General features: G+C 61.1%; 20 protein-coding genes and 2 pseudogenes. 13 read left to right on the top strand and 9 right to left on the bottom strand.

The window, feature by feature from the left end; genetic code table 11:
• Positions 1-228: 228 nt before the first annotated feature.
• Positions 229-1,059, bottom strand: coding sequence for an IclR family transcriptional regulator (locus ACOZK9_RS23625; protein ID WP_421556684.1), 831 nt, complete (start codon positions 1,057-1,059; stop codon positions 229-231).
• Positions 1,060-1,298: 239 nt separating this feature from the next.
• Between ACOZK9_RS23625 and ACOZK9_RS23620 the strand changes: the two genes are divergently transcribed.
• Genes ACOZK9_RS23620 through ACOZK9_RS23590 form a run of 7 tightly spaced genes read left to right on the top strand, consistent with a single transcriptional unit; the run spans position 1,299 to position 7,738 of the window.
• Positions 1,299-2,327: an ABC transporter ATP-binding protein gene (locus tag ACOZK9_RS23620; protein WP_421556683.1), complete on the top strand. Its 1,029-nt coding sequence runs from the start codon at positions 1,299-1,301 to the stop codon at positions 2,325-2,327.
• Positions 2,324-3,169 (top strand): ABC transporter permease, encoded by an 846-nt coding sequence (locus tag ACOZK9_RS23615; protein WP_058413940.1) that lies wholly within the window; start codon positions 2,324-2,326, stop codon positions 3,167-3,169. Before ACOZK9_RS23620 ends, ACOZK9_RS23615 begins: the two co-directional genes overlap by 4 nt.
• Before the next feature lie 4 nt (positions 3,170-3,173).
• Positions 3,174-3,968, top strand: coding sequence for an ABC transporter permease (locus ACOZK9_RS23610; protein WP_421556682.1), 795 nt, complete (start codon positions 3,174-3,176; stop codon positions 3,966-3,968).
• A complete protein-coding gene (locus ACOZK9_RS23605) occupies positions 3,968-4,258 on the top strand; it encodes a (2Fe-2S)-binding protein (protein ID WP_058413942.1) in 291 nt (96 codons plus the stop codon). Before ACOZK9_RS23610 ends, ACOZK9_RS23605 begins: the two co-directional genes overlap by 1 nt.
• Positions 4,255-5,598, top strand: a complete 1,344-nt coding sequence (locus ACOZK9_RS23600) for an FAD/NAD(P)-dependent oxidoreductase (RefSeq protein WP_122251614.1) — start codon at positions 4,255-4,257, stop codon at positions 5,596-5,598. The genes ACOZK9_RS23605 and ACOZK9_RS23600 overlap by 4 nt, the downstream gene beginning before the upstream one ends.
• A complete protein-coding gene (locus ACOZK9_RS23595; RefSeq protein WP_421556681.1) occupies positions 5,595-6,692 on the top strand; it encodes an NAD(P)/FAD-dependent oxidoreductase in 1,098 nt (365 codons plus the stop codon). Before ACOZK9_RS23600 ends, ACOZK9_RS23595 begins: the two co-directional genes overlap by 4 nt.
• 14 nt (positions 6,693-6,706) lie before the next feature.
• Positions 6,707-7,738: an ABC transporter substrate-binding protein gene (locus tag ACOZK9_RS23590; RefSeq protein WP_421556680.1), complete on the top strand. Its 1,032-nt coding sequence runs from the start codon at positions 6,707-6,709 to the stop codon at positions 7,736-7,738.
• A 55-nt stretch (positions 7,739-7,793) separates the two neighbouring features.
• On the opposite strand, the gene ACOZK9_RS23585 is transcribed toward ACOZK9_RS23590, so the two are convergent.
• From ACOZK9_RS23585 to ACOZK9_RS23575, 3 genes and pseudogenes are all read right to left on the bottom strand, one after another.
• Positions 7,794-8,288, bottom strand: a complete 495-nt coding sequence (locus ACOZK9_RS23585; protein WP_421556679.1) for an adenine nucleotide alpha hydrolase family protein — start codon at positions 8,286-8,288, stop codon at positions 7,794-7,796.
• A gap of 1 nt (position 8,289) precedes the next feature.
• A pseudogene (gene pncB / locus ACOZK9_RS23580) lies at positions 8,290-9,506 on the bottom strand (nicotinate phosphoribosyltransferase).
• 11 nt (positions 9,507-9,517) lie between these two features.
• Positions 9,518-10,165 carry a nicotinamidase gene (locus ACOZK9_RS23575; RefSeq protein WP_421556678.1) on the bottom strand — a complete coding sequence of 216 codons (648 nt, stop codon included), beginning with the start codon at positions 10,163-10,165 and terminating at the stop codon, positions 9,518-9,520.
• A 146-nt stretch (positions 10,166-10,311) separates the two neighbouring features.
• Here ACOZK9_RS23575 and ACOZK9_RS23570 point away from each other — a divergent pair, with 146 nt between their 5' ends.
• Positions 10,312-11,004 carry an NUDIX hydrolase gene (locus tag ACOZK9_RS23570; protein ID WP_421556677.1) on the top strand — a complete coding sequence of 231 codons (693 nt, stop codon included), beginning with the start codon at positions 10,312-10,314 and terminating at the stop codon, positions 11,002-11,004.
• 176 nt (positions 11,005-11,180) lie between these two features.
• Here the strand turns inward: ACOZK9_RS23570 and ACOZK9_RS23565 are convergent, their stop codons facing one another.
• Both ACOZK9_RS23565 and ACOZK9_RS23560 read right to left on the bottom strand, forming a co-directional pair.
• On the bottom strand, positions 11,181-11,954 hold the full coding sequence (locus ACOZK9_RS23565; RefSeq protein WP_058413950.1) for an L-iditol 2-dehydrogenase: 774 nt from the start codon (positions 11,952-11,954) through the stop codon (positions 11,181-11,183).
• Positions 11,955-11,972: 18 nt separating this feature from the next.
• Positions 11,973-13,232, bottom strand: coding sequence for an ABC transporter substrate-binding protein (locus ACOZK9_RS23560; protein WP_421556687.1), 1,260 nt, complete (start codon positions 13,230-13,232; stop codon positions 11,973-11,975).
• 275 nt (positions 13,233-13,507) lie between these two features.
• Between ACOZK9_RS23560 and ACOZK9_RS23555 the strand changes: the two genes are divergently transcribed.
• The 3 genes from ACOZK9_RS23555 to ACOZK9_RS23545 all read left to right on the top strand — a co-directional run bounded on the left by ACOZK9_RS23555 (position 13,508) and on the right by ACOZK9_RS23545 (position 16,613).
• The gene (locus tag ACOZK9_RS23555) at positions 13,508-14,446 is read left to right on the top strand and encodes an AraC family transcriptional regulator (RefSeq protein ID WP_421556676.1); all 939 of its coding nucleotides are present in this window, start codon (positions 13,508-13,510) and stop codon (positions 14,444-14,446) included.
• 155 nt (positions 14,447-14,601) lie between these two features.
• Positions 14,602-15,573, top strand: a complete 972-nt coding sequence (locus tag ACOZK9_RS23550; protein ID WP_421556675.1) for a nucleoside-specific channel-forming protein Tsx — start codon at positions 14,602-14,604, stop codon at positions 15,571-15,573.
• Positions 15,574-15,587: 14 nt separating this feature from the next.
• Positions 15,588-16,613: a purine-nucleoside phosphorylase gene (locus tag ACOZK9_RS23545; RefSeq protein WP_122251623.1), complete on the top strand. Its 1,026-nt coding sequence runs from the start codon at positions 15,588-15,590 to the stop codon at positions 16,611-16,613.
• Between the two features lie 52 nt (positions 16,614-16,665).
• Here the strand turns inward: ACOZK9_RS23545 and ACOZK9_RS23540 are convergent, their stop codons facing one another.
• The 3 genes from ACOZK9_RS23540 to ACOZK9_RS23530 all read right to left on the bottom strand — a co-directional run bounded on the left by ACOZK9_RS23540 (position 16,666) and on the right by ACOZK9_RS23530 (position 17,873).
• Positions 16,666-16,836 carry a metallothionein gene (locus ACOZK9_RS23540; protein WP_082649060.1) on the bottom strand — a complete coding sequence of 57 codons (171 nt, stop codon included), beginning with the start codon at positions 16,834-16,836 and terminating at the stop codon, positions 16,666-16,668.
• An 88-nt stretch (positions 16,837-16,924) separates the two neighbouring features.
• Positions 16,925-17,380, bottom strand: coding sequence for a DMT family transporter (locus ACOZK9_RS23535; RefSeq protein ID WP_058413954.1), 456 nt, complete (start codon positions 17,378-17,380; stop codon positions 16,925-16,927).
• A 4-nt stretch (positions 17,381-17,384) separates the two neighbouring features.
• Positions 17,385-17,873: a DMT family transporter gene (locus ACOZK9_RS23530; protein WP_099237112.1), complete on the bottom strand. Its 489-nt coding sequence runs from the start codon at positions 17,871-17,873 to the stop codon at positions 17,385-17,387.
• Between the two features lie 117 nt (positions 17,874-17,990).
• Here ACOZK9_RS23530 and ACOZK9_RS23525 point away from each other — a divergent pair, with 117 nt between their 5' ends.
• The gene (locus ACOZK9_RS23525; RefSeq protein ID WP_421556686.1) at positions 17,991-18,923 is read left to right on the top strand and encodes a LysR family transcriptional regulator; all 933 of its coding nucleotides are present in this window, start codon (positions 17,991-17,993) and stop codon (positions 18,921-18,923) included.
• Positions 18,924-19,066: 143 nt separating this feature from the next.
• A pseudogene (locus ACOZK9_RS23520) lies at positions 19,067-19,305 on the top strand (type II toxin-antitoxin system Phd/YefM family antitoxin).
• Positions 19,306-19,414: the final 109 nt, after the last annotated feature.

The raw sequence follows: 19,414 nt of genomic DNA, 5'->3' as shown, positions 1-19,414 counted from the left end.
TTATCGGCGTTTTGGGTGAAGGGGTGGGGCGAAGTCTCCCACGGTCTGTACTGGCTAGAGTCAGATGCTGGCTTTTAGTCCCACCACCCCTACAAGTCTAACCATACAAGCGGGCTTGCTCGCGATGCAGGCACCTCGGACCCTCAGGCACACCGCGTTGATGCCATCGCGAGCAAGCCCGCTCCCACACTTGACCGCGTTCGGCTTGAGCGTTTAATGAGCGCAGGGCTATGCGCCGAAGGTTTGCGACGGCCTGCGCAACGTCGGATCGAACGGATTGATCCGCGGCCCAATCGCCGCGGCCTCGCGCTTGAGCAATTCCACCACCATCGGCAACCGGCTCGGGCCTAGCCGGTCACTGATGGTTGCCACGCTCAACGCCGCGACCGCATGCCCATCCCGATTCAGAATCGGCACGGCCAAGCCGGCCATGCCTTCCAGCACCCCGGTATTACGCGCCGCGTACCCCAAGCGCCTCACGTTTTCGACCTCCGAGCGCAACAGCACTTCGTCGTACAGATGGAAATCCTTGAGCCGTGGCAGGTTGTAGCGGATCACCGTCTCGCGCTCTTCTTCCGGCAAAAACGCCAAAATCGCCAGGCTGCCCTGCCCCACGCCCAATGCCACGCGCCCGCCGATGTCACCGGTGAAGGTGCGGATCGGGTACGGGCCTTCGCTGCGGTCCAGGCAGATCGCATCAAAGCCGCTGCGCGCCAGCAGGAACAGCGAATCGCCCAATGACGCACTCAGGCGCAACAGGCTCGGCCGCACCAGGTCGCGCAGGTTGCCGGTTTTGCCGGCGTTCGCCGCCAGCGCGAAGAACTCCAGGCTCAGGCGGTAGCGCTTGCTGCGCGCGTCCTGCTCAACCATGCCTTCGTCCATCAGGCTGCGCAGCAGGCGGTGTGTGGTGGGCTGCGAAAGACCGACCTGTTGCGCAAGCTGCGTAACGCGTTCTCCGCCTTCGGGCACCGCGCCCAAACTGCGCAGCACGGCAAACAACCGGGAGACGCCACCCGCGCCCACTTCTTTCACTGTTTCATTCCGCTCAATGGAATCCATAAACGTATTTCTCGCAGAATATTCTGGTGAATGAATAAAACTGAAAATAGTAGTTCATCCAGTGAAATACCGTCTTTCGCCCATCCTAGTCTTCGTCCTAATCTGCGTCCACAGGGGCGAAATAAACACAGGCCGCAGCCGACTCAAGATCGACCGCCAACGCACCCGAACTACTTTTCGCATCTGCCCAAAACAAAAAAGCGCGTTTCGACGCGACTCAAAAAAGGTGGAACGCAGACATGGCATTTCTCCAACTCAACGCCTTGAGCAAACGCTACGGCGCCGTGCATGCAGTGGTCGCAACCGACCTTGCGGTGGAAAAAGGCGAGTTCGTTTCCTTGCTCGGCCCCTCGGGCTGCGGCAAAACCACCACGCTGCAAATGATCGCCGGTTTTGTTGATGTCAGCGGCGGGCAAATCCTCCTGGATGGCCGCGACATTACCCACGCCAAACCCGCCAGCCGTGGCTTGGGCGTGGTCTTCCAGAGCTACGCGCTGTTCCCGCACATGAGTGTGAGCGACAACGTTGCCTTCGGCCTGAAGATGCGCAAGGTGCCGGCGGCCGAGATCGCCGGCAAGGTTAAAAGCGTGCTGGAACTGGTACGCCTGGCCGAACACGCCGAGCGCTACCCACGCGAACTGTCCGGCGGCCAGCGCCAGCGCGTGGCCCTGGCTCGCGCCCTGGTGATCGAACCGCCGGTGTTGCTGCTCGATGAACCGCTGTCCAACCTTGACGCTAACTTGCGCGAAGAGATGCAGTTTGAAATCCGCCGCATCCAGTGTGCCGTCGGCATCACCACATTGATGGTCACCCACGACCAGGCCGAAGCGCTGTCGATCAGCGACCGCGTGGTGGTGATGCACGCCGGGCGCGTCACTCAGATCGATGCGCCGTACACGCTGTATGAACACCCGCGCACGCGGTTTATTTCGGATTTCGTCGGCAAGGCCAACCTGCTGCCCGGTGACTACGACGACCTCGGCACCCCGCAAGTGCGTCACGAAGGCGGCGATGGCGAGCTGACCCTGAGCCTGCGCCCGGAAAAAATCCAACTGGTAGGCGCAGGCACTGGGCGCTTGCAAGGCAACGTGCTGGACCGCTATTTCTTCGGCAGCCAATGGCTGTACCGCATTCACACCGCGCTTGGTGAAATCACCGTGGTGCGCAGCAACGACGGTAGCGCGCCGCTGGCTCGCGGCGTGCTTGTCGGCATGGACTGGCAAGACGGCCTGCTGCGCGTGCTGGCGACGGATGAGGTGCACGCATGAGCCGCGGTTATCTGTTGTCGTTGCCGGCGCTGCTGCTGTTCAGCGGGTTGTTGATCCTGCCGCTGGTGATGACCCTGGTGTTGTCATTCAACGTGTTCGACTACCAAGTGGGCGTGAAGGCCGATGAGTGGACCTTCGCGCATTACCTGGCGCTGTTCAGCGACGCGTATTTCTACGAGATTTTCTGGCGCACCTTCTGGATCAGCGCGCTGGTGACCTTGCTCTGCGTGGTGATCGGCGTGCCCGAAGCCTACATCCTCAGCCGCATGGGCACGCCGTGGCGCTCGATATTTTTGATCCTGATTCTGACGCCGCTGCTGATCTCGGTGGTGGTGCGGGCCTTCGGCTGGAGCCTCTTGCTCGGCGCCGACGGGCTGGTCAACCAAGTCATTCAGGCGTTGGGCGGGCGCCCGGTGAAGCTGCTGTACACGCCGTTCGCGGTGATCATCGCACTGGTGCACGTGATGCTGCCGTTCATGATTATTCCGGTGTGGACCTCCCTGCAAAAGCTCGACCCGTCGGCTGAACAGGCGGCTTTATCGCTGGGCGCGAGCCAGGCCACGGTGATGCGCAAGATCGTCTTGCCGCAAGTGATGCCTGGCGTGTTGTCCGGCACCTTGATCGTGTTCGGCCTCGCCGCCAGCTCCTTTGCAATCCCCGGTTTGCTCGGTGGGCGACGCCTGAAAATGGTCGCCACGGTGGTGTACGACCAGTACCTGTCGGAACTCAACTGGCCGATGGGCGCGACGATTGCGGTGGTGCTGCTGCTGGTCAACCTGCTGATCATGTTGAGCTGGAACCGCATGGTCGAAAGCCGCTACAAAAAGTCCTTGGGGGTTTAAGCGCATGCCTAGAAACGGTCCTTTGGCGCTCGGTTTTCATGGCCTGGTGGTGCTGTTCATGATGGCGCCGCTGGTGGTGGTGTGCCTGGTGGCGTTCACCCCGGAGAACACCTTGAGCATTCCCACGTCGGGCTTATCCCTGCGCTGGTTTCGCGCAGTGTTTGAGCGTGCCGATTTTATCCAGGCGTTCTATAACAGCCTGATTCTGGCGTTTACCGCTGCCAGCCTGGCGACGTTGATTGCAGTGCCGGCCGCCCTGGCGATCAGCCGTTATCAGTTTCCGGGGCGCAACTTTTTCAGCGCGTTATTTCTGTCGCCGATCATCATCCCGCACTTGGTGTTGGGCGTGGCGATGCTGCGCGTGTTTGCGCTGATGGGCGTCAACGGCAGCTTCACCTGGCTGATGCTCGCCCACGTGGTGATCATCACCCCTTACGTGCTGCGCCTGGTGCTGGCGGCGGCCATCGGCATTGACCGCAGTGCCGAACAGGCGGCGGAGTCGCTGGGTGCGAGCCGCTTTACGCTGTTTCGCCTGATCACGCTGCCGATGATTTTGCCCGGCGTGGCCGGTGGCTGGCTGCTGGCGTTTATCAACAGTTTCGATGAAGTAACCCTGTCGATTTTCGTCAGTTCACCGGCCACGCAAACCCTGCCGGTGCGCATGTACGTGTACGCCACCGAGTCTATCGACCCGATGATGGCGGCGGTCTCCGCGTTGGTGATCGCACTCACCGCAGCGACGATGATTGTGCTCGACCGGGTTTATGGCCTCGACCGCGTGCTGGTGGGGAAACACTGATGGCGTTATTCAAACGATTGGCCGAAACCAACCGCCCAGTGCTGGCCTTCACCCTCGACGGGCAACCGGCCACGGGCTTGCTCGGCGACACCCTGCTGACCGCCGTGCTGACCTGCGCCGAGCACCTGCGCGGCAGCGATTTCAGCGCCGAACGTCGCGCCGGCTTCTGCCTGATGGGCGCGTGCCAGGATTGCTGGGTGCGCCTTGAAGACGGGCGGCGTGTGCGCGCCTGTTCGACGCTGCTGCAAGCGGGCCAGGCGATCAGCCGTGACCCGGGGCGCCAGCCATGAAGCCGGTGGTGATTGTCGGCGCAGGCCCGGCGGGTATCAGTGCGGCGCGCACCTTGCTCGACCATGGCATCAAAGCGTGCCTGATCGATGAAAGCCTGCGCGGTGGCGGGCAGATTTATCGCCGGCAACCGTTAGGGTTTCAACGCACGGCCAAGCAGATTTACGGGTTTGAAGCGAGCAAGGCCCAAGCCGTGCATCGCACCCTGGACGCACTGGCGCCGCTGATCGATTACCGGCCCGAAACCCTGGTGTGGAATGCCGAGGACGGGCGCCTCGACCTGCTCAACAACGGCCGCGCCGAGAGCATCGAGTATTCGCAAATCATTGTCGCGACCGGCGCCACCGACCGCATTCTGCCGGTGCCGGGCTGGACCTTGCCCGGCGTGTACAGCCTGGGTGCGGCGCAAATCGCCTTGAAGTATCAGGGCTGCGCCATCGGCGAGCGGGTCGCGTTGTGTGGCAGCGGGCCGTTGCTGTACCTGGTCGCGTACCAGTACGCCAAAGCGGGGGCCACCGTGGTGGCGGTGCTCGACAGCGCCCCATTCAGCGCCCAATGCCGAGCGCTGCCGGCTCTGCTTGGGCAACCGGCGACCTTGGCCAAAGGCATGTATTACCGCGCCTGGCTGACCGCGCATGGCGTGCCCGTGCATCAGGGCGCGACGCTCAAGCACATCGACGGCGAGCAACGCGTCAGCGGCATTCGTTGGGGCGAACACACGCTGGCCTGCGATGCGGTGGCCTTCGCCGATGCCTTGCGCAGCGAGACGCAACTGGCGGACTTGCTCGGCTGTGAATTCGCCTGGAACCGCTTGAACCGCGCCTGGTTACCGCTGCGCGACAGCGCCGGGCGCAGCAGTGTCAGCGCGGTTTACCTGGCGGGCGACGGCGCGGCAATCATGGGCGCGGACGCGGCGCAGATGGCCGGTGAGCGCGCGGCATTGGCGGTATTGGAAGATGCGCGCATCAGCATCGACCTGCGCCGTTCGGCTGTGCTGGAGCAGCAATTGGCGCGCATCCAACGCTTTCGCGATGGCCTGGAAACCGCGTTCCCCTTCCCTGAACAATGGGCTGCGCAAGCGCCGGATGAGTTGATCCTGTGCCGCTGCGAGGAGGTCAGCGCAGGCGATGTGCGCGCTGTGGTGGACGAAGGCCACTGGGAAATCAACCGGGTCAAAGCGCATTGCCGGGTCGGCATGGGCCGTTGCCAAGGGCGAATGTGCGGGTTGGCGGCGGCAGAGATTATCGCCGAGCGCAGTGGCCGAGGCATTCAAAACGTCGGGCGTTTGCGTGGCCAGGCGCCGATCAAGCCATTGCCGTTTGGTGTTGAGGTGCAGCCATGATCGACGTGATCGTACTGGGCGGCGGGATTGTCGGCGCGTCTGCAGCGTTAATGCTCGCGCAAAAAGGCCAGCGTGTGGCGCTGGTGGAGCGCGACTTTTGCGGCTCGCACTCAAGTGGTGTGAATTACGGCGGCGTGCGACGCCAGGGTCGGCCGTTGCATCAATTGCCGCTGTCGCAGCGCGCCCATCAGTTGTGGGCTGACTTGCCGAACTTGATCGGCATTGATGGCGAATACGTGCGTTGCGGGCATTTGAAATTGGCCCGCAGCCCTGCAGATTTCGCCGCGCTGCAGGCTTATGCAGCGCACACGCGCGGCTTCGGCCTGGGCTTGCAACTGCTCGATCACGCCGAGCTACGCGCACGGTTCCCGTGGGTGGGCGATGTGACGGTGGGCGCGTCGTTGTGCCCCGAAGACGGCCACGCCAACCCACGCTTGGTATCGCCCGCCTTCGCGCGGGCGGCGCAGCGCCTCGGCGCGTCTGTCTTTGAGCAGGCCGAGGTGATTGCCATCGAACACGATAGCCATCTATTTAACGTGCACTGCGCCAACGGCCTGCACCTGCAAGCGCCCTGGCTGCTGAACTGCGCCGGCGCCTGGGCCGGCAGCGTGGCCGCGCAATTTGCCGAGCCCGTGCCGATCACCTCGGCGCACCCGGCGATGCTGGTCACCGAACCCTTGGCGGTGGTGATGAACGTGAGCACCGGCGTTGAAGGTGGCGGGATTTATGCGCGGCAAGTGGCGCGGGGCAATTGCATCCTCGGCGGCGGTCGCGGCTTTGCCCTCGGCCCGCAACAGGCACGGCCCGGGCAGGCGGCGGTGCTGGAGATTTTGCGCAATGCCGGCGAACTGTACCCGTTCCTCAAAGGCGCTCAGGCGATTCGCACCTGGAGCGGCACCGAAGGTTATTTACCCGATCATGAACCGGTGATCGGCCCCAGCAGCACCCAACCCGGCCTGCTGCACGGTTTCGGCTTTGCCGGCGCCGGGTTTCAGCTCGGCCCCGCCGTCGGTGAAGCCCTGGCAGAGATTGTCTGCCTGGGCGCCAGCCGCCAACCGATCGAAGCGTTTTCCATCCGTCGTTTCCATGCCTGAGAGGAAAAACCTCCATGAACACACGTATCGCGCTGTCCTGCTTGCCCCTCGCGCTGCTCGCGGCCACCGCCCATGCTGCGCCGACGCTGTACTTGGGCATGAACGGCGGCACCATGGAACGGGTGTACGCCGACAAGGTGCTGCCCGCGTTCGAGAAGGCCAATAACGTCAAAGTGGTGATCGTGCCCGGCACCTCGTCGGACATCCTCGCCAAGGTCCAGGCCAACAAAGACAACCCGCAACTGCACGTGATGTTCCTTGACGACGGCATCATGTACCGCGCCATCTCGATGGGCCTGTGCGACACGCTGGCGCCAAGCCCGACGCTGGAGCAAATCCCGGCCAAGGCCAGAATCAAGGACCAGGCCGTAGCGGTAACCCTCGGCGTTACCGGCTTGGGCTACAACGCCAAGATGTTCAAGGAAAACGGCTGGGCCGCACCGACCTCGTGGATGGACCTGGCCGGCCCGCGCTTCAAGGACAAGGTAGTGTTCCAGTCCCTGGCCTCCTCGACCTTCGGCCTGCACGGTTTTTTAATGTTCAACCGTATTCAGGGCGGTTCCGAAACCAATGTAGAACCGGGCTTCAAGGCCTGGCCAAAAACCGTCGGGCCGAATGTGCTGGAATACATCGCCAGCTCGGCAAAAATCTCCGAGATGGTGCAAACCGACGAAGCCGCCCTCTTCCCGCTGACGCCCACGCAAGTCGCCACGCAAAAACTCTTGGGCGTGCCCATGGAATATGCGCAACCCAAGGAAGGCGCGGTGGTGCTGAACGTCGCCGAATGCGTGATTGCGCGTAATGACCAGCCGGAACTGGCGCAAAAACTGGCGGCGTTCCTGCTGACCCCCGAGGCTCAAGCGCCGGCGCTGGAAGAAGGTGACCAGATACCCTCGAACCCGACCACGCCGACCACCGACAAAACCCGCGCGCGGGTAGAGGCGATGCAGGGTTACCTGCAAACCGCAATTTCGATTGATTGGGACCAGGTTAACCAGGCGCGGCCAGAGTGGAATGCGCGTTGGAGCCGGTCGATTGAGCGTTGAGTTCTGCGCGTCACGGGGTGCACTCCCACGCGGAGCATGGGAACGATCATCACGATCAGGCCGGGGTAATTGGCAGCGCGCGTTTGTGTGCGGTCTTGCTGTACGCGCCCTGCACAATCTGCCTCACCCGCTCGCTCACCGGCTCACCCATCAAGTAGGCGTCGATCTCTGCATAGGTGCAGCCATACACCTGTTCATCGGCCTTGCCCGGCGCCAGTTCTTCAAGGTCTGCGGTGGGCTGCTTGTACACCAGGTTTGCCGGTGCGCCGAGGGCTGTGGCGAGCAAGCGCACTTGGGTTTTATAGGGCAGGCGCATGGCGATAAAGCGCGCGGCATCGTCTTCGGCGCGCAGTTGCTCAACGGCAAGCTGGCACAGGCGGCCCGCCGTGAGTGAGTCCACACCGCCGCTGATGCCGAGCACCAGCGCCTTGCCGCCTGCGCTGCGCAAGGTGGCCTTGATGAAGTCGATGCGCCGCTGGATTTCGTTGGCCTCAGCGCCCTTGACCAGTTGCCGGTCGATATTCAGTTCCTGCGCGATACGCTCTTGCATGTCACACCTCCAGACTGCCGACATTGAATACCTTGGCCGCATACTGCAAAAACGACGGGTCTTCGCAGACGTTCTTGATCGGGTCATCGGAAAACTTCACCACCGGTTCGCCGTGCACCCGCACCAGTTTCATCACGATGCTCAACGGCTCTACGCCCGCTACATCGCAGGCCAAACTGGTGCCCATACCGAACCCGAACTTGGCCTTGCCGCGCACGTGACGCAAGATCGGCAAGCATTTCTCGAAGTTCAGGCCGTCGGAAAACATCAGGTCCTTGGTCATCGGGTCGATACCCAGTGCTGCGTAACGGGCCAGCACTTTATCGGCCCAGACGATCGGGTCACCGGAGTCCTGGCGCAGGCCGTCATACAATTTGGCGAAGTACAGGTCGAAGTCCTTGAGGAAAAAGTCGGTGCTGATGCAGTCGGTCAGCGCAACCCCGAGGCGCCCACGGTATTCACGCACCCAGTTTTCCAGGGCGGCGTTCTGGCTTTCGCGCAAACGCCCGAGTTGCTGGTGCACCATCATCCATTGGTGGGCCATGGTGCCGATCAGCGGCAGGTCGAACTCATAAGCCAGGTGCGCGTTGCTGGTGCCGACGAATTGGCCGGGGAAGTCGCGGCGCATGATGTCCACCACTTCGCGCTGGGCCTTGAATGACAGGCGTCGGCGCGTCGAAAAATCAGAGACGCGCAGATCGGCGAGTTCGTCGCGGTTGAGGTTTTTCTCCAGCCAGTCGAACTTCTGGTAGAGCTTGCGGGTGACATCTTCCAGGCTGACGTCGGGGTATTTGTCGCGGTTGCGCAACTCGCTGACCAGCGCCAATACCGGTTGCTCAAACATGATGCAGTGCAGCATCGGGCCCACCACGCGGATGTTCAGTTGGCCGTCGACTTCGCTCACCTGGATGTAGCGCAGGTTGAAGCGGAACAGGCCAAGGAAGCGCTCGTAATCCGGGGTCAGGTATTCGCGAAAGCGCGGGTTGAACAGAAAGCGCAACTCGCCTTCGCGCATGTGCAGCCCGGCGAGTTTTTCCAGCTGATCGCGCAGTTGTGGAATCAGGTGGCCGAGCTTTTCCTTGGAGCGCACGATGAAGTTGTATTCCACGTCGACGTTCGGGTGCTGGTGCAACACCGCCTGCATCATGGTGAAGGTGTAGTATCGGTGTCGAGCAAACCCTGGATCACCGGGGATTCGTAGTCGTATGCACTTTCCATCGTGTTTCTCCTTAGCGCGTGGCCATCGCGGCCAGTTCTTCGCGGGTGCGGCTGATCACGGCACCGGCCTTGAGCAATTGATTCACCGCCTGCACGCCGCCCTCCTCGGTGATACCGCGGCACGCCGGCACGTGCAGCACCACGTCAAAACCAGCCTTGAGCAGTTGCAACGCGGTGGTCTTGACGCAGTAGTCGAGCGCCAGGCCGCCGACGATCACGCGGCTGACGCCCTGGGCGTTCAAATACTCGATGACGCCCGTGGACAGCTTGTCGTGCAGGTCGTGGTAGCAGGCGCCGTAGGGGTGAAAGTCGGGTTCGACGCCTTTCCAGATGAAGTAGTCGTAGTCATACGGGCTGGGCAATTCGTCCAACAACGTAAAACCCTTGGTGCCCGGCACGCAGTGGCTGACCCAAGTGACATCGGCGTGCGCCAGGCCTGTGGGTTGCAGCATCTCGCTGTGCTGCGCGACCACCCACGACGCGTGCGGGGTGTGGGCGTCTTTGCTGCCCACGCGATGGCCGGCAAGGCTGGCCATGAAGTTGAGCTCTGCGCCTATCTGGTCGCCACCGGCCACCGGCAACTCGTCGGGGCACAGCGGCGTGAAGCTCTTCTGGGCGTCGACGTCGAATGAGGCGATGGCAGTTTTTGCGAGGGTCATGACGGTTCTCCTGAGGCTTGAAAATAAAAGTACACGTCATGTACTTTCATTGCAAGAAACATCTGGTTATGGGTGTTGGTGCAAGTACATGACATACCTGTTCGATCCGTTAGACTGTACCCCGCCACTGTTCATAAGGACCTCCCATGCCACTTAGCGCCTACCTGCACACTGTCGACCTGTGCGTATTGTTTTACTGCCGCACCCGCGGGGAGTTGATGCTGCTGCTGAACAAACGCGAAGCCGAGCCCTTCGCCGGGCACTGGGCATTACCCGGCGTGGTCGTGAACGGCGACGTGCAAGATCTGAGCCTCAAGGATGCGGTGGAGCGTTTACGCGCGAGTGACAAGGTGGGCTTTGAGCTGGCCTGGAGCGAGCAAGTCGGCACCGTGGGCGACGCGTTTCGTGACCCGCGTTGCTGGTCGTCGTCGACTTACTACCTGGCGATCGTCGCCGAGGAGGTCAGCTTGGCTGAGCATCAGCAATGGTGCGCGCTGAACGCGGTGGCGGACGGCAGTATCAAGCTGCCGTTCGACCACAACCTGATCGTGGCGGCGGTGCAGGAACGGCTGTTTTCCAAGTCGCTGTACAGCAGTTTGCCGTTGATGTTTCTGGGCGAGGAATTCAGTGCGCCGCAAGCCACCACGATTTTTTCGCTGGTGCTGGCGCGGCCGGTGTTGAAGACCAGTATTCGCCAGCGTTTGTTGAAGCTGACTGAGGCGGGGTATTTGCGTGAGACGGGGCGCAAGAAGCAGGGCGAAGGCGGCCGGCCACAGGCGACGGTGAAGAACCTGAAGCCTGGCGCGGTGTATTTTTTTGACCGCAGTTTTGCCGACTAACGTTTTGATCAAACCTCATGAGGATTCAAATGTGGGAGCGGGCTTGCTCGCGATGCAGTCAACGCGTTGTACCTGCTGGTCCGAGGTGCCTGCATCGCGAGCAAGCCCGCTCCCACAGAAAGCGCTTTTACGCTTTTGATCTTGATCTGAGAAGCGCCGCCTCAAATGACCTGGCCTTAGTTCATCCAATTACCGCCATCGACGTTATAGGTCTGCGCCACCACATAATCAGCCTCCTTCGAGGCCAGGAACACCGCCATGCCGGTCAGGTCCTGCGCCGTGCCCATGCGCCCGAACGGCACCTCAGCGCCCACCCGCTGCTTCTTCTCGCCAGGCGCCAAACCTTCATGCTTGGCGAACAGCGCATCCACGCCGTCCCAATGCTCGCCATCGACCACACCCGGCGCGATGGCATTAACGTTGATGCCTTGCTTGATCAAGTTCAGCCCCGCCGACTGCGTAAGGCTGATCACCGCCGCCTTGGTCGCGCAATACACCGCCACCAACGCCTCGCCCCGACGCCCGGCCTGGCTGGCCATGTTGATGATTTTGCCACCGTGCCCCTGGCTGATCATCTGCCGGGCAGCCGCTTGCAGCGTGAACAGCGTGCCCGCGACGTTGATCGAGAACAGCCGCGCATAGCTGTCGCGGGTGATGTCGACGATGGGCGCCAAGTCGAACAGCGCCGCATTGTTGATCAAAATATCCAGCTTGCCGGCCTGCGCCACCACGGCAGCAATCGCCGCGTCGATGGAGGCTTGGTCGGTGACGTCCATCGCCACCGCGTAGGCCTGAGGGCCAAGCTCGGCTGCGGTGGCCTCAGCGCGTTGCCGGTCAATATCGGCGATGGCAACCGTCGCGCCTTCAGCAATATAGGCTTGAGCAAACGCACGGCCGATACCCCGCGCCGATCCGGTGATCAGTGCACTTTTACCTTCGAGTCGTTTCATGGCGGTGTCCTGTAAAAATCACTTCGGGTAACCGGCGCGTTTCATCTCGCGCTCGGTGGTGGACTGGGCGGCGAGCAACGCCTGCTCAACCGTCATGCCGCCGGTCAGCGCCGCCGAGAACAGCTTGCCAACCGAGGTACCGATGGCCTGGAACTCAGGGATCGTCACGTACTGGATGCCCACATACGGCACGGGCTGGGCCGATGGGTGCGCGGGGTCGGCGTGCTTCATCATCTGCAACGTCACTTGAGCAAACGGCGCGGCTTTCAAATAGGCTTCGCTGTAGGTCGACTGGCGCGTGCCTGGCGGTACGTTGGTGATGCCTTCTTTATCGGCCACCAACTGAATGTAATCCTTGGACGTTGCCCACGTGATGAACGCCTTGGCGGCGTCCTTGTGCTTGGAGGTGGCCGGGATCGCCAGGGACCAGGCGTACAACCAGGAAGAACCTTTGTCGGTGACTTCGGTGGGTGCCGCGGCGAACCCTACGCTGTCTGCGACTTTGCTCTGGCTTTTGTCGGTGGTGAAAGAACCGGCGACGCTGGCATCCACCCAGATCGCGCATTTGCCGCTGTTGAACAGCGCCAGGGTTTCGTTGAAGCCGTTGCTGGACGCGCCCGGTGGGCCATATTGCTTCAGCGTGTTGACGTAGAAGTTGGCGGCCGCCGTCCACTCGGGGCTGGTCAATTGCGGCTTCCACTGCTCGTCAAACCACCGCGCGCCAAAGGCATTGGCCATGGTGCTAAGCAGCGCAATGTTCTCGCCCCAACCGGCTTTGCCACGCAGGCACAGGCCATATTGGTCTTTGTCCTTTGCGGTGAGCTTGGCGGCGAATTCACCGAGTTGGCTCCAGGTGGGGTGCGCCGGCATGCTAAGGCCGGCTTGTTTAAACAGGTCGGTACGGTAGTAGGTGACAGTGCTTTCACCGTAGAACGGCAACGCGTACAGGGTGCCGTTGACCGACAGGCCCTGGCGCACTGAAGGGAAAATATCCTCGGCGTCGTAGTCAGCCGGCAGTTGCGTCAGCGGCTCCAGCCAATGTTTGGCGCCCCACAGCGGGGTCTCATAGGTGCCGATGGTCAGCACATCGAACTGCCCGCCCTCGGTCGCAATGTCGGTGGTGAGGCGCTGGCGCAGTACGTTTTCTTCGAGCACCACCCAGTTGAGCTTGATGCCCGGGTGCTGCGCTTCGAACACGTTGGACAGGCGCTGCATACGGATCATGTCGCTGTTGTTGACCGTGGCGATGGTCACGGTGTCGGCAGCGTAGCTGGACATGCCCAGCGCCAGGCCAGAGAGCAGGAACAGCGCTTGCGGGAACTTGGCTTTGCAGGTCAGGAGCATGGCGGTTTCCACCTGTTGTTTTTGTTGTTGAGCGCCGATTACAGCAGCTTGCCGATGCCCTCACAAACGAATGACGAATGCCTGGCTGGTACTTTTTTAACCCGGGCGCACGGATCAAAAAAGTATCAGTGCCGGTCGAAACGGGGGGTAGCACTCAGCGTGGCAAGGCGCGTATTTTGGCGTCATCCAACAATAAAAGAGGCATCAGCATGCCCATCAGTCGCGCCAAACTGTTCGAACACCGGCCTGCCGAACTCGAAGTCATCCTGCCCGAACCGGACCACTGCTTCCGCTGGTTCGAACACGACTACCCTTACGACCTGGCGCGCTGGAACCACCACCCCGAATTCGAAATTCACCTGATCCGCCAAGGCAGCGGCAAATTGGTGGCGGGCGACTATATCGGCGCGTTCAGTGCCGGGCACGTTGCGCTGATCGGCCCAGACCTGCCGCATGACTGGATCGGCGAGCTGGCCCCCGGCGAACACCTGAGCGGGCGCGATGTGGTGCTGCAATTCGACGGCGCCGCCCTCCTCGCCTTGCGCAAAACCCTGCCGGAGCTTGGCGACTTGCAGCCGTTGTTCGAACAGGCCCGGCGCGGCTTGCAATTCAGCGGCGACACGGCGCTGCAGGCTGCGCGTTTGATGGAACACATCGGCAAGGCCCACGGGCTGCAACGGCTGATCCTGTTCCTGCAATTGCTCGACCGCTTGAACACCGCCCCCGCGCATCAGGTTCAGGCGCTGGCCAGCCCCTGCTATGCCCCGACGCTGGACGCGCGCAGCGCAGAACGCATCAACAAAGCGTTCGATTACCTGATGACGGAGCTGACCGGGGATGTGCGCCTGTCGGTGATCGCGCAGCAACTGGAGATGAGCGAACCGGGCTTCTCACGCTTCTTCAAGCGCAACACCGGCCACGGTTTTATCGACCTGATGCGCAAGTTTCGCGTGCAGCGCGCGTGCCGGCTGTTGCTGCAAAGCGAGATGTCGGTAGCCGACATTTGCTTTGAAGTGGGCTACGCCAACCTGTCCAACTTCAACCGGCACTTTCGCATCGAAATGAACCAGACGCCGAGTGAGTATCGCCGCGAAACCGCGATGCAGTTGTTCAACCGCCTCGAGAAATTGACACCCAGTCATTTCTGATCAAAAGGTCGACTAATTCACCTTTTTTTCATTTCATTCAAGCGATTGAGCAAAGTTGGTACAGCCTGTGCAAACGTTTGCGGAACGAACTTGGCAGCCGAGTTCTTCTTTGCCCGAGTAATCGGGTTCAAACCGCGTACGAATAGGGATTTTTAATGCACCCCACCTCCAGGAGCCCTGCGTCGGCTACTTCCTTTGGCGTTTCCCTGCTGCTGGCTGCCGTTACGGGAGTACTCAGCGCACCCATTTTGGCGCAGGAAACCCCCGTCAATGACTCAGCACAGGGCGAAACCCTAAGCCCTGAAACCAAGCCTGCCGACGCCAGCCCGGCGAAAAAAGGCGCGTACCTGTCAGACTGGTTCAACCAGGACCTGACGCTGATCGGCAGCAAAGACATCAGCTTCAGCCCCAAGCCGTCCGATGACGTGTACCTGGAATACGAGTACTTCGGCCGCAAAGGGCCGTTCGAGTTGTACGGCTATGTAGACGTGCCGAAGATTCTCGGCATCGGTAACAGTAATGACAAAGGCGCGTGGGACCATGGCTCGCCGCTGTTTATGGAACACGAGCCGCGCATCTCCATCGACTACCTCGCAGGACGCAGCCTGGCGATCGGCCCGTTCAAGGAATGGTACGTGGCGTTTGACTGGATCTACGACCACGGCAGTAATACGTCCAACCGTGCCAACACCCTGTACAGCGGCCTCGGCACCGATATTGACACCCACTCGCGCGTCAACCTGTCGGCCAACTTCTACGGGCGCTACCAGTGGGAAAACTATGGCGCGAGCAATGAATACTCGTGGGATGGCTACCGCGCGCAAATGAAGTACATCGTGCCCATCAGCAGCTTCGATAACGGCGCGTCGCTGACCTATATCGGCTTCACCAACTACGATTTTGGCTCGGACCTGCACAAAGACAATGTTGCGCGCACCGCCAACTCGCTGGTGGCCACCAACGTGCTGTTGTACTCGTTCACGCACCTGCGTTTTACCCTGGTGGGCCGTTACTTTCACAACGGCGGCAACTGGGATGATGGCAGTGAGTTGAATTTCGGCGAGGGTAACTTCCGCGCCCGCTCCGATGGCTGGGGCTACTACGCCGGCGTCGGCTACCAATTCTGATCAAGGAGTATTAGATGAAAGCGTTTACCCGTCTCTCGCTGGCCGTTGGCCTGGCCCTGCTGCCCCACGTGGTGTTGGCTGACACCGCGCCGATCAAGCCCAAAGTGATGCTGATCACCATGTTTGCCCCCGAGGCGCAAACCTGGATTGACCGCCTGGAACTCAAGCAAGAAGTGCGCGTACCCGGCCTCTCGGCTGAATACCCGGCCATCCGCTGCAACGCCCAAGACGTTTGCCTGCTCGTCACCGGCATGGGCCAGACCAACGCCGCCGCCTCGACGCTGGCCTTGGCGCTGTCGCCCAAATTCGACCTGCGCCAGAGCTACTTTCTGATCGCAGGCATCGCTGGCATCAACCCCAAGCACGGCACCATCGGCACCGCCGCCTGGGCGCATTACCTGGTGGAATTCGGCACCCAATGGGAGCTTGATTCGCGGGATGTGCCCAAAGATTGGCCGACTGGTTACATCGGTATCAACACCAAAGGCCCCAACGAAAAACCACCGTTGGACTACAAGACCGAAGTGTTTGAGCTGAACCCCACGCTGCAAGCCAAGGCGTTTGCCTTGTCGCAAAAGGTTGAGCTGACGGAAAGCAAGGAATCCAGCGCCTGGCGCAAACACTACCCGGCGGCACCGGCGAATCAACCGCCGCAAGTCACCCGTTGCGACACCTTGGCCGGCAATACCTGGTTCTCCGGCACACGCCTGAGCGAGCGCGCCGAAGTCTGGACCCAATTACTCACCGACAACAAAGGCGAGTACTGCACGACGCAGCAGGAAGACAACTCCACCTATGAAGCCTTGCTGCGCGCCAGCCGCGAAGGCCTGGTGGACATCCAGCGCCTGGCCGTGGTGCGCGCCGGCTCTGATTTCGACCGTCCGTACCCCGGCTACAGCGAAGTCGACAACTTGCTGAAGTACGCCGACCAAGGCGGGTTTGTACCGGCGCTGGAAAACCTCTATCGCACAGGCAACCCACTGGTGCAGGCGATTCTGAAGAACTGGTCCGCCTGGGAGAAAGGCGTTCCGCAAGACTGATAAAGCGCAAACGTGTGGGAGGCCAGCGAAACCGGCCCCCACATCCACACCTTTAACCGTGGGCCGACTTGGCGCACTCACAGCCCGTCGCGGCTGCACACGGCTCACCGTGCGCATGATGCTCGGCGCATCCCTGGCAGCAATAGCCTTTACCGTCTTTGATTACCGCGTCAACGCCCAGCACGCATTTGCAGTGGGGGCAGGCACAGGTTGTATCTGGCATGATCAGACTCCTTTTGATGGTCGTCCAGGTGCGGCGAGCGCTGCACCTAAAGCAATGACTATGGGCAAGGCGCCAAGGTTCATTCCGGTTAATCGGCCTGACGCGTATTGCTGCGGTACATAAACACCAGCGCCAGCGCCAGGCACAGCATCGCCACGATGCGACTGCCCGACAGCTCTATCGCCGGGTTGCCCAGCCAACCGAAGTTATCGATCAGCATGCCCATGCCCAGTTGCCCGACGATCACCGCCACCGTCGCAACAGCCGTGCCGACGATGGGCACCGCGCCAACCATCACCATCATGTACACCACGCCGAACAACGCACCGGTCAGTTGCCATTTCGGCACATCGAGCAGGCTGATAGCCTGGGCGGGCTCAAAGAAGAAAATCAACAGCGCAGTGGTGATCGCGCCCACCGCAAAGGTCAACAAGCTGCTTCGCAACACACCCACCGACTGGCCCAAGCGCCCGTTGATAGCCGCCTGCATACTCAACACCGCACCTGCGGCGATCACCAGTACCAGTAACAAAATCAGATTCATCGCCTTACCCTCGTGCAATCAAAACAAGTGCCGCCACAATTAATGCCAAGGCAATCCAGCGCTCGCCATTGACCCGCTTGCGCGCAGTGCCGAACCAACCGAAATGGTCGATCAGCACACTCTTGCCAACCTGGCCCGACAAAATCGCGATCATGGTCATGGCGATACCGATATGCGGCGTGGCCAGGGTCAGCACCACCACGTACATCGGCCCCAGAAACCCGCCGATCAACTGCCAGCGTGGCAGCTCAGTCAACGCGGGGCCTTGCTGCGGGCCGCTGAACAGCATCAACAAAAACAGGATCGCCGTGCCCACACCAAAGATGCTCAAGGTCGCCCACAAATGCCCGACCTGCACGCCCAGTGGCCCGAGCAAACCCGCTTCCACCGACAAGCCCATGCCCGCCAGAATCACCAATGGCAGCAACAGCAACCGCAGTGCATTTTTTTTCGGCGTAGCCTGCGCCACACCCTCAATAGAACTTGCCTGCATACATCACCTGCGTTTCAAGAAAGAAAACATGGCGCGCATTATCCGGTGGCCGTCCTGTGCGATAAATGGGAGCATATGGATAACACCTTTGCGCAATACGCACAGCCTGGAGGCATGATGCAGGGCTTGAATGAGTTGAGTTTCAAGGCGATGCGCCTGTTTGTCGGCGTGCTCGACCACGGCAGCTTCTCCGAAGTGGCGCGCCGTGAAGGCTTGGCGCCCTCCTCCATTTCCCGACAAATCCAGGTGATGGAACAGGCGCTCGGCCAACAGTTGCTGTACCGGCACACCCGTGCGGTCAGCCCGACCGAGGCCGGGCGCCTGCTCGGCCATCACGCGCGGTTGATGCTGGAACAACTGGAAACCGCCGGCCAAGCCCTGCAGGAACAAGAAAGCGAGCCCAGCGGCCTGGTACGCATCAATGCGCCAATGGTGTTCGGTCAGCGTCATCTTTCGCCATGGCTGGGCGAGCTGTGTCGGCGCTACCCGAAGCTGCAACTGGACATTCAACAAACCGACACCTACGTCGACCCGCTGCAAGATGGCACCGACCTGCTGTTTCGCATTGGCGTGCTTAACGACTCCGGCATGCAGGCACGTATCTTTGCGCCCCAGCGCTTTCGCATCGCCGCCAGCCCCGCCTACCTGGCCCGCCATGGCACGCCGCAACACCCAGGTGAACTGATCAACCACCAGTGCCTGGCCTACAAAGGCATTACCGGCCAACAACGCTGGTTCTTTCGCCGCGATCAGGGCGACTGGACGCCCTACAGCGTCAAAGGCCCGATCACCGGCAACCACGCCGACACCTTGACCCACGCGGCAGAGCAAGGCTTGGGGTTGGTGGTGTTTCCTTCATGGCTGATTGGTGAAGGCCTGCGTGCAGGCACGTTGCAGGCAGTGCTTACCGAGTATGAAGTGGCGACTACGCTCGAACCCCAGCAAATAGCCGCGCTGTGGCCCGGCAGCCGACGTTTGTCGCTGAAGGTGCGCACGGTGATTGATTATTTTGTGGCGTGTTTTGGGACGGTGCCGTATTGGGATCGCTGAGCAATTTCGATCACTCAAACAGCGCTGGCGCGAAGAAAATTCCTAGCAGGAAATGTAGGTCCGTTCTGAGTTTTCGCGCCACTATTCCTAAGTACAGCACTCGGTATGCAGGCTTGAGCCTATTCTTTTATGGGGATCACCAGATGATTACCGTGCCGTTGGGCGAAGAAAAAATAACCTTTCAAAACCTGTCGATGAGGCCGCCTCCGGCAAGGTGATCACTATCGCCAAGCATGGGCGTGCGATGGCGCAGCTTGTGCCGGCAGGAAAACCCAAAGGCCATCGAATTGGCGCCATGAAAGGCAAGCTGGTCGTTCCCGACGACTTTGATGCTTCGTTGCCCGACGACCTGTTGGACGCGTTTCAGGGCGCTCAGCGATGACCCCAAGCTCTCCGGCAAGCCCGAAAGCTGATTGAAAATGCTGCAGAGATTTACGATTGCGACAGCGATCAGCGAACCGATGAAACTGCTGACGGCGCGATGCGCAGGT

It is taken from the genome of Pseudomonas kitaguniensis (genome assembly GCF_049199985.1).
Lineage (GTDB): Bacteria > Pseudomonadota > Gammaproteobacteria > Pseudomonadales > Pseudomonadaceae > Aquipseudomonas > Aquipseudomonas kitaguniensis.
The sequence above is the reverse complement of the archived record's forward strand: the minus strand, read 5'-3'. Positions and strand labels throughout refer to the sequence as shown.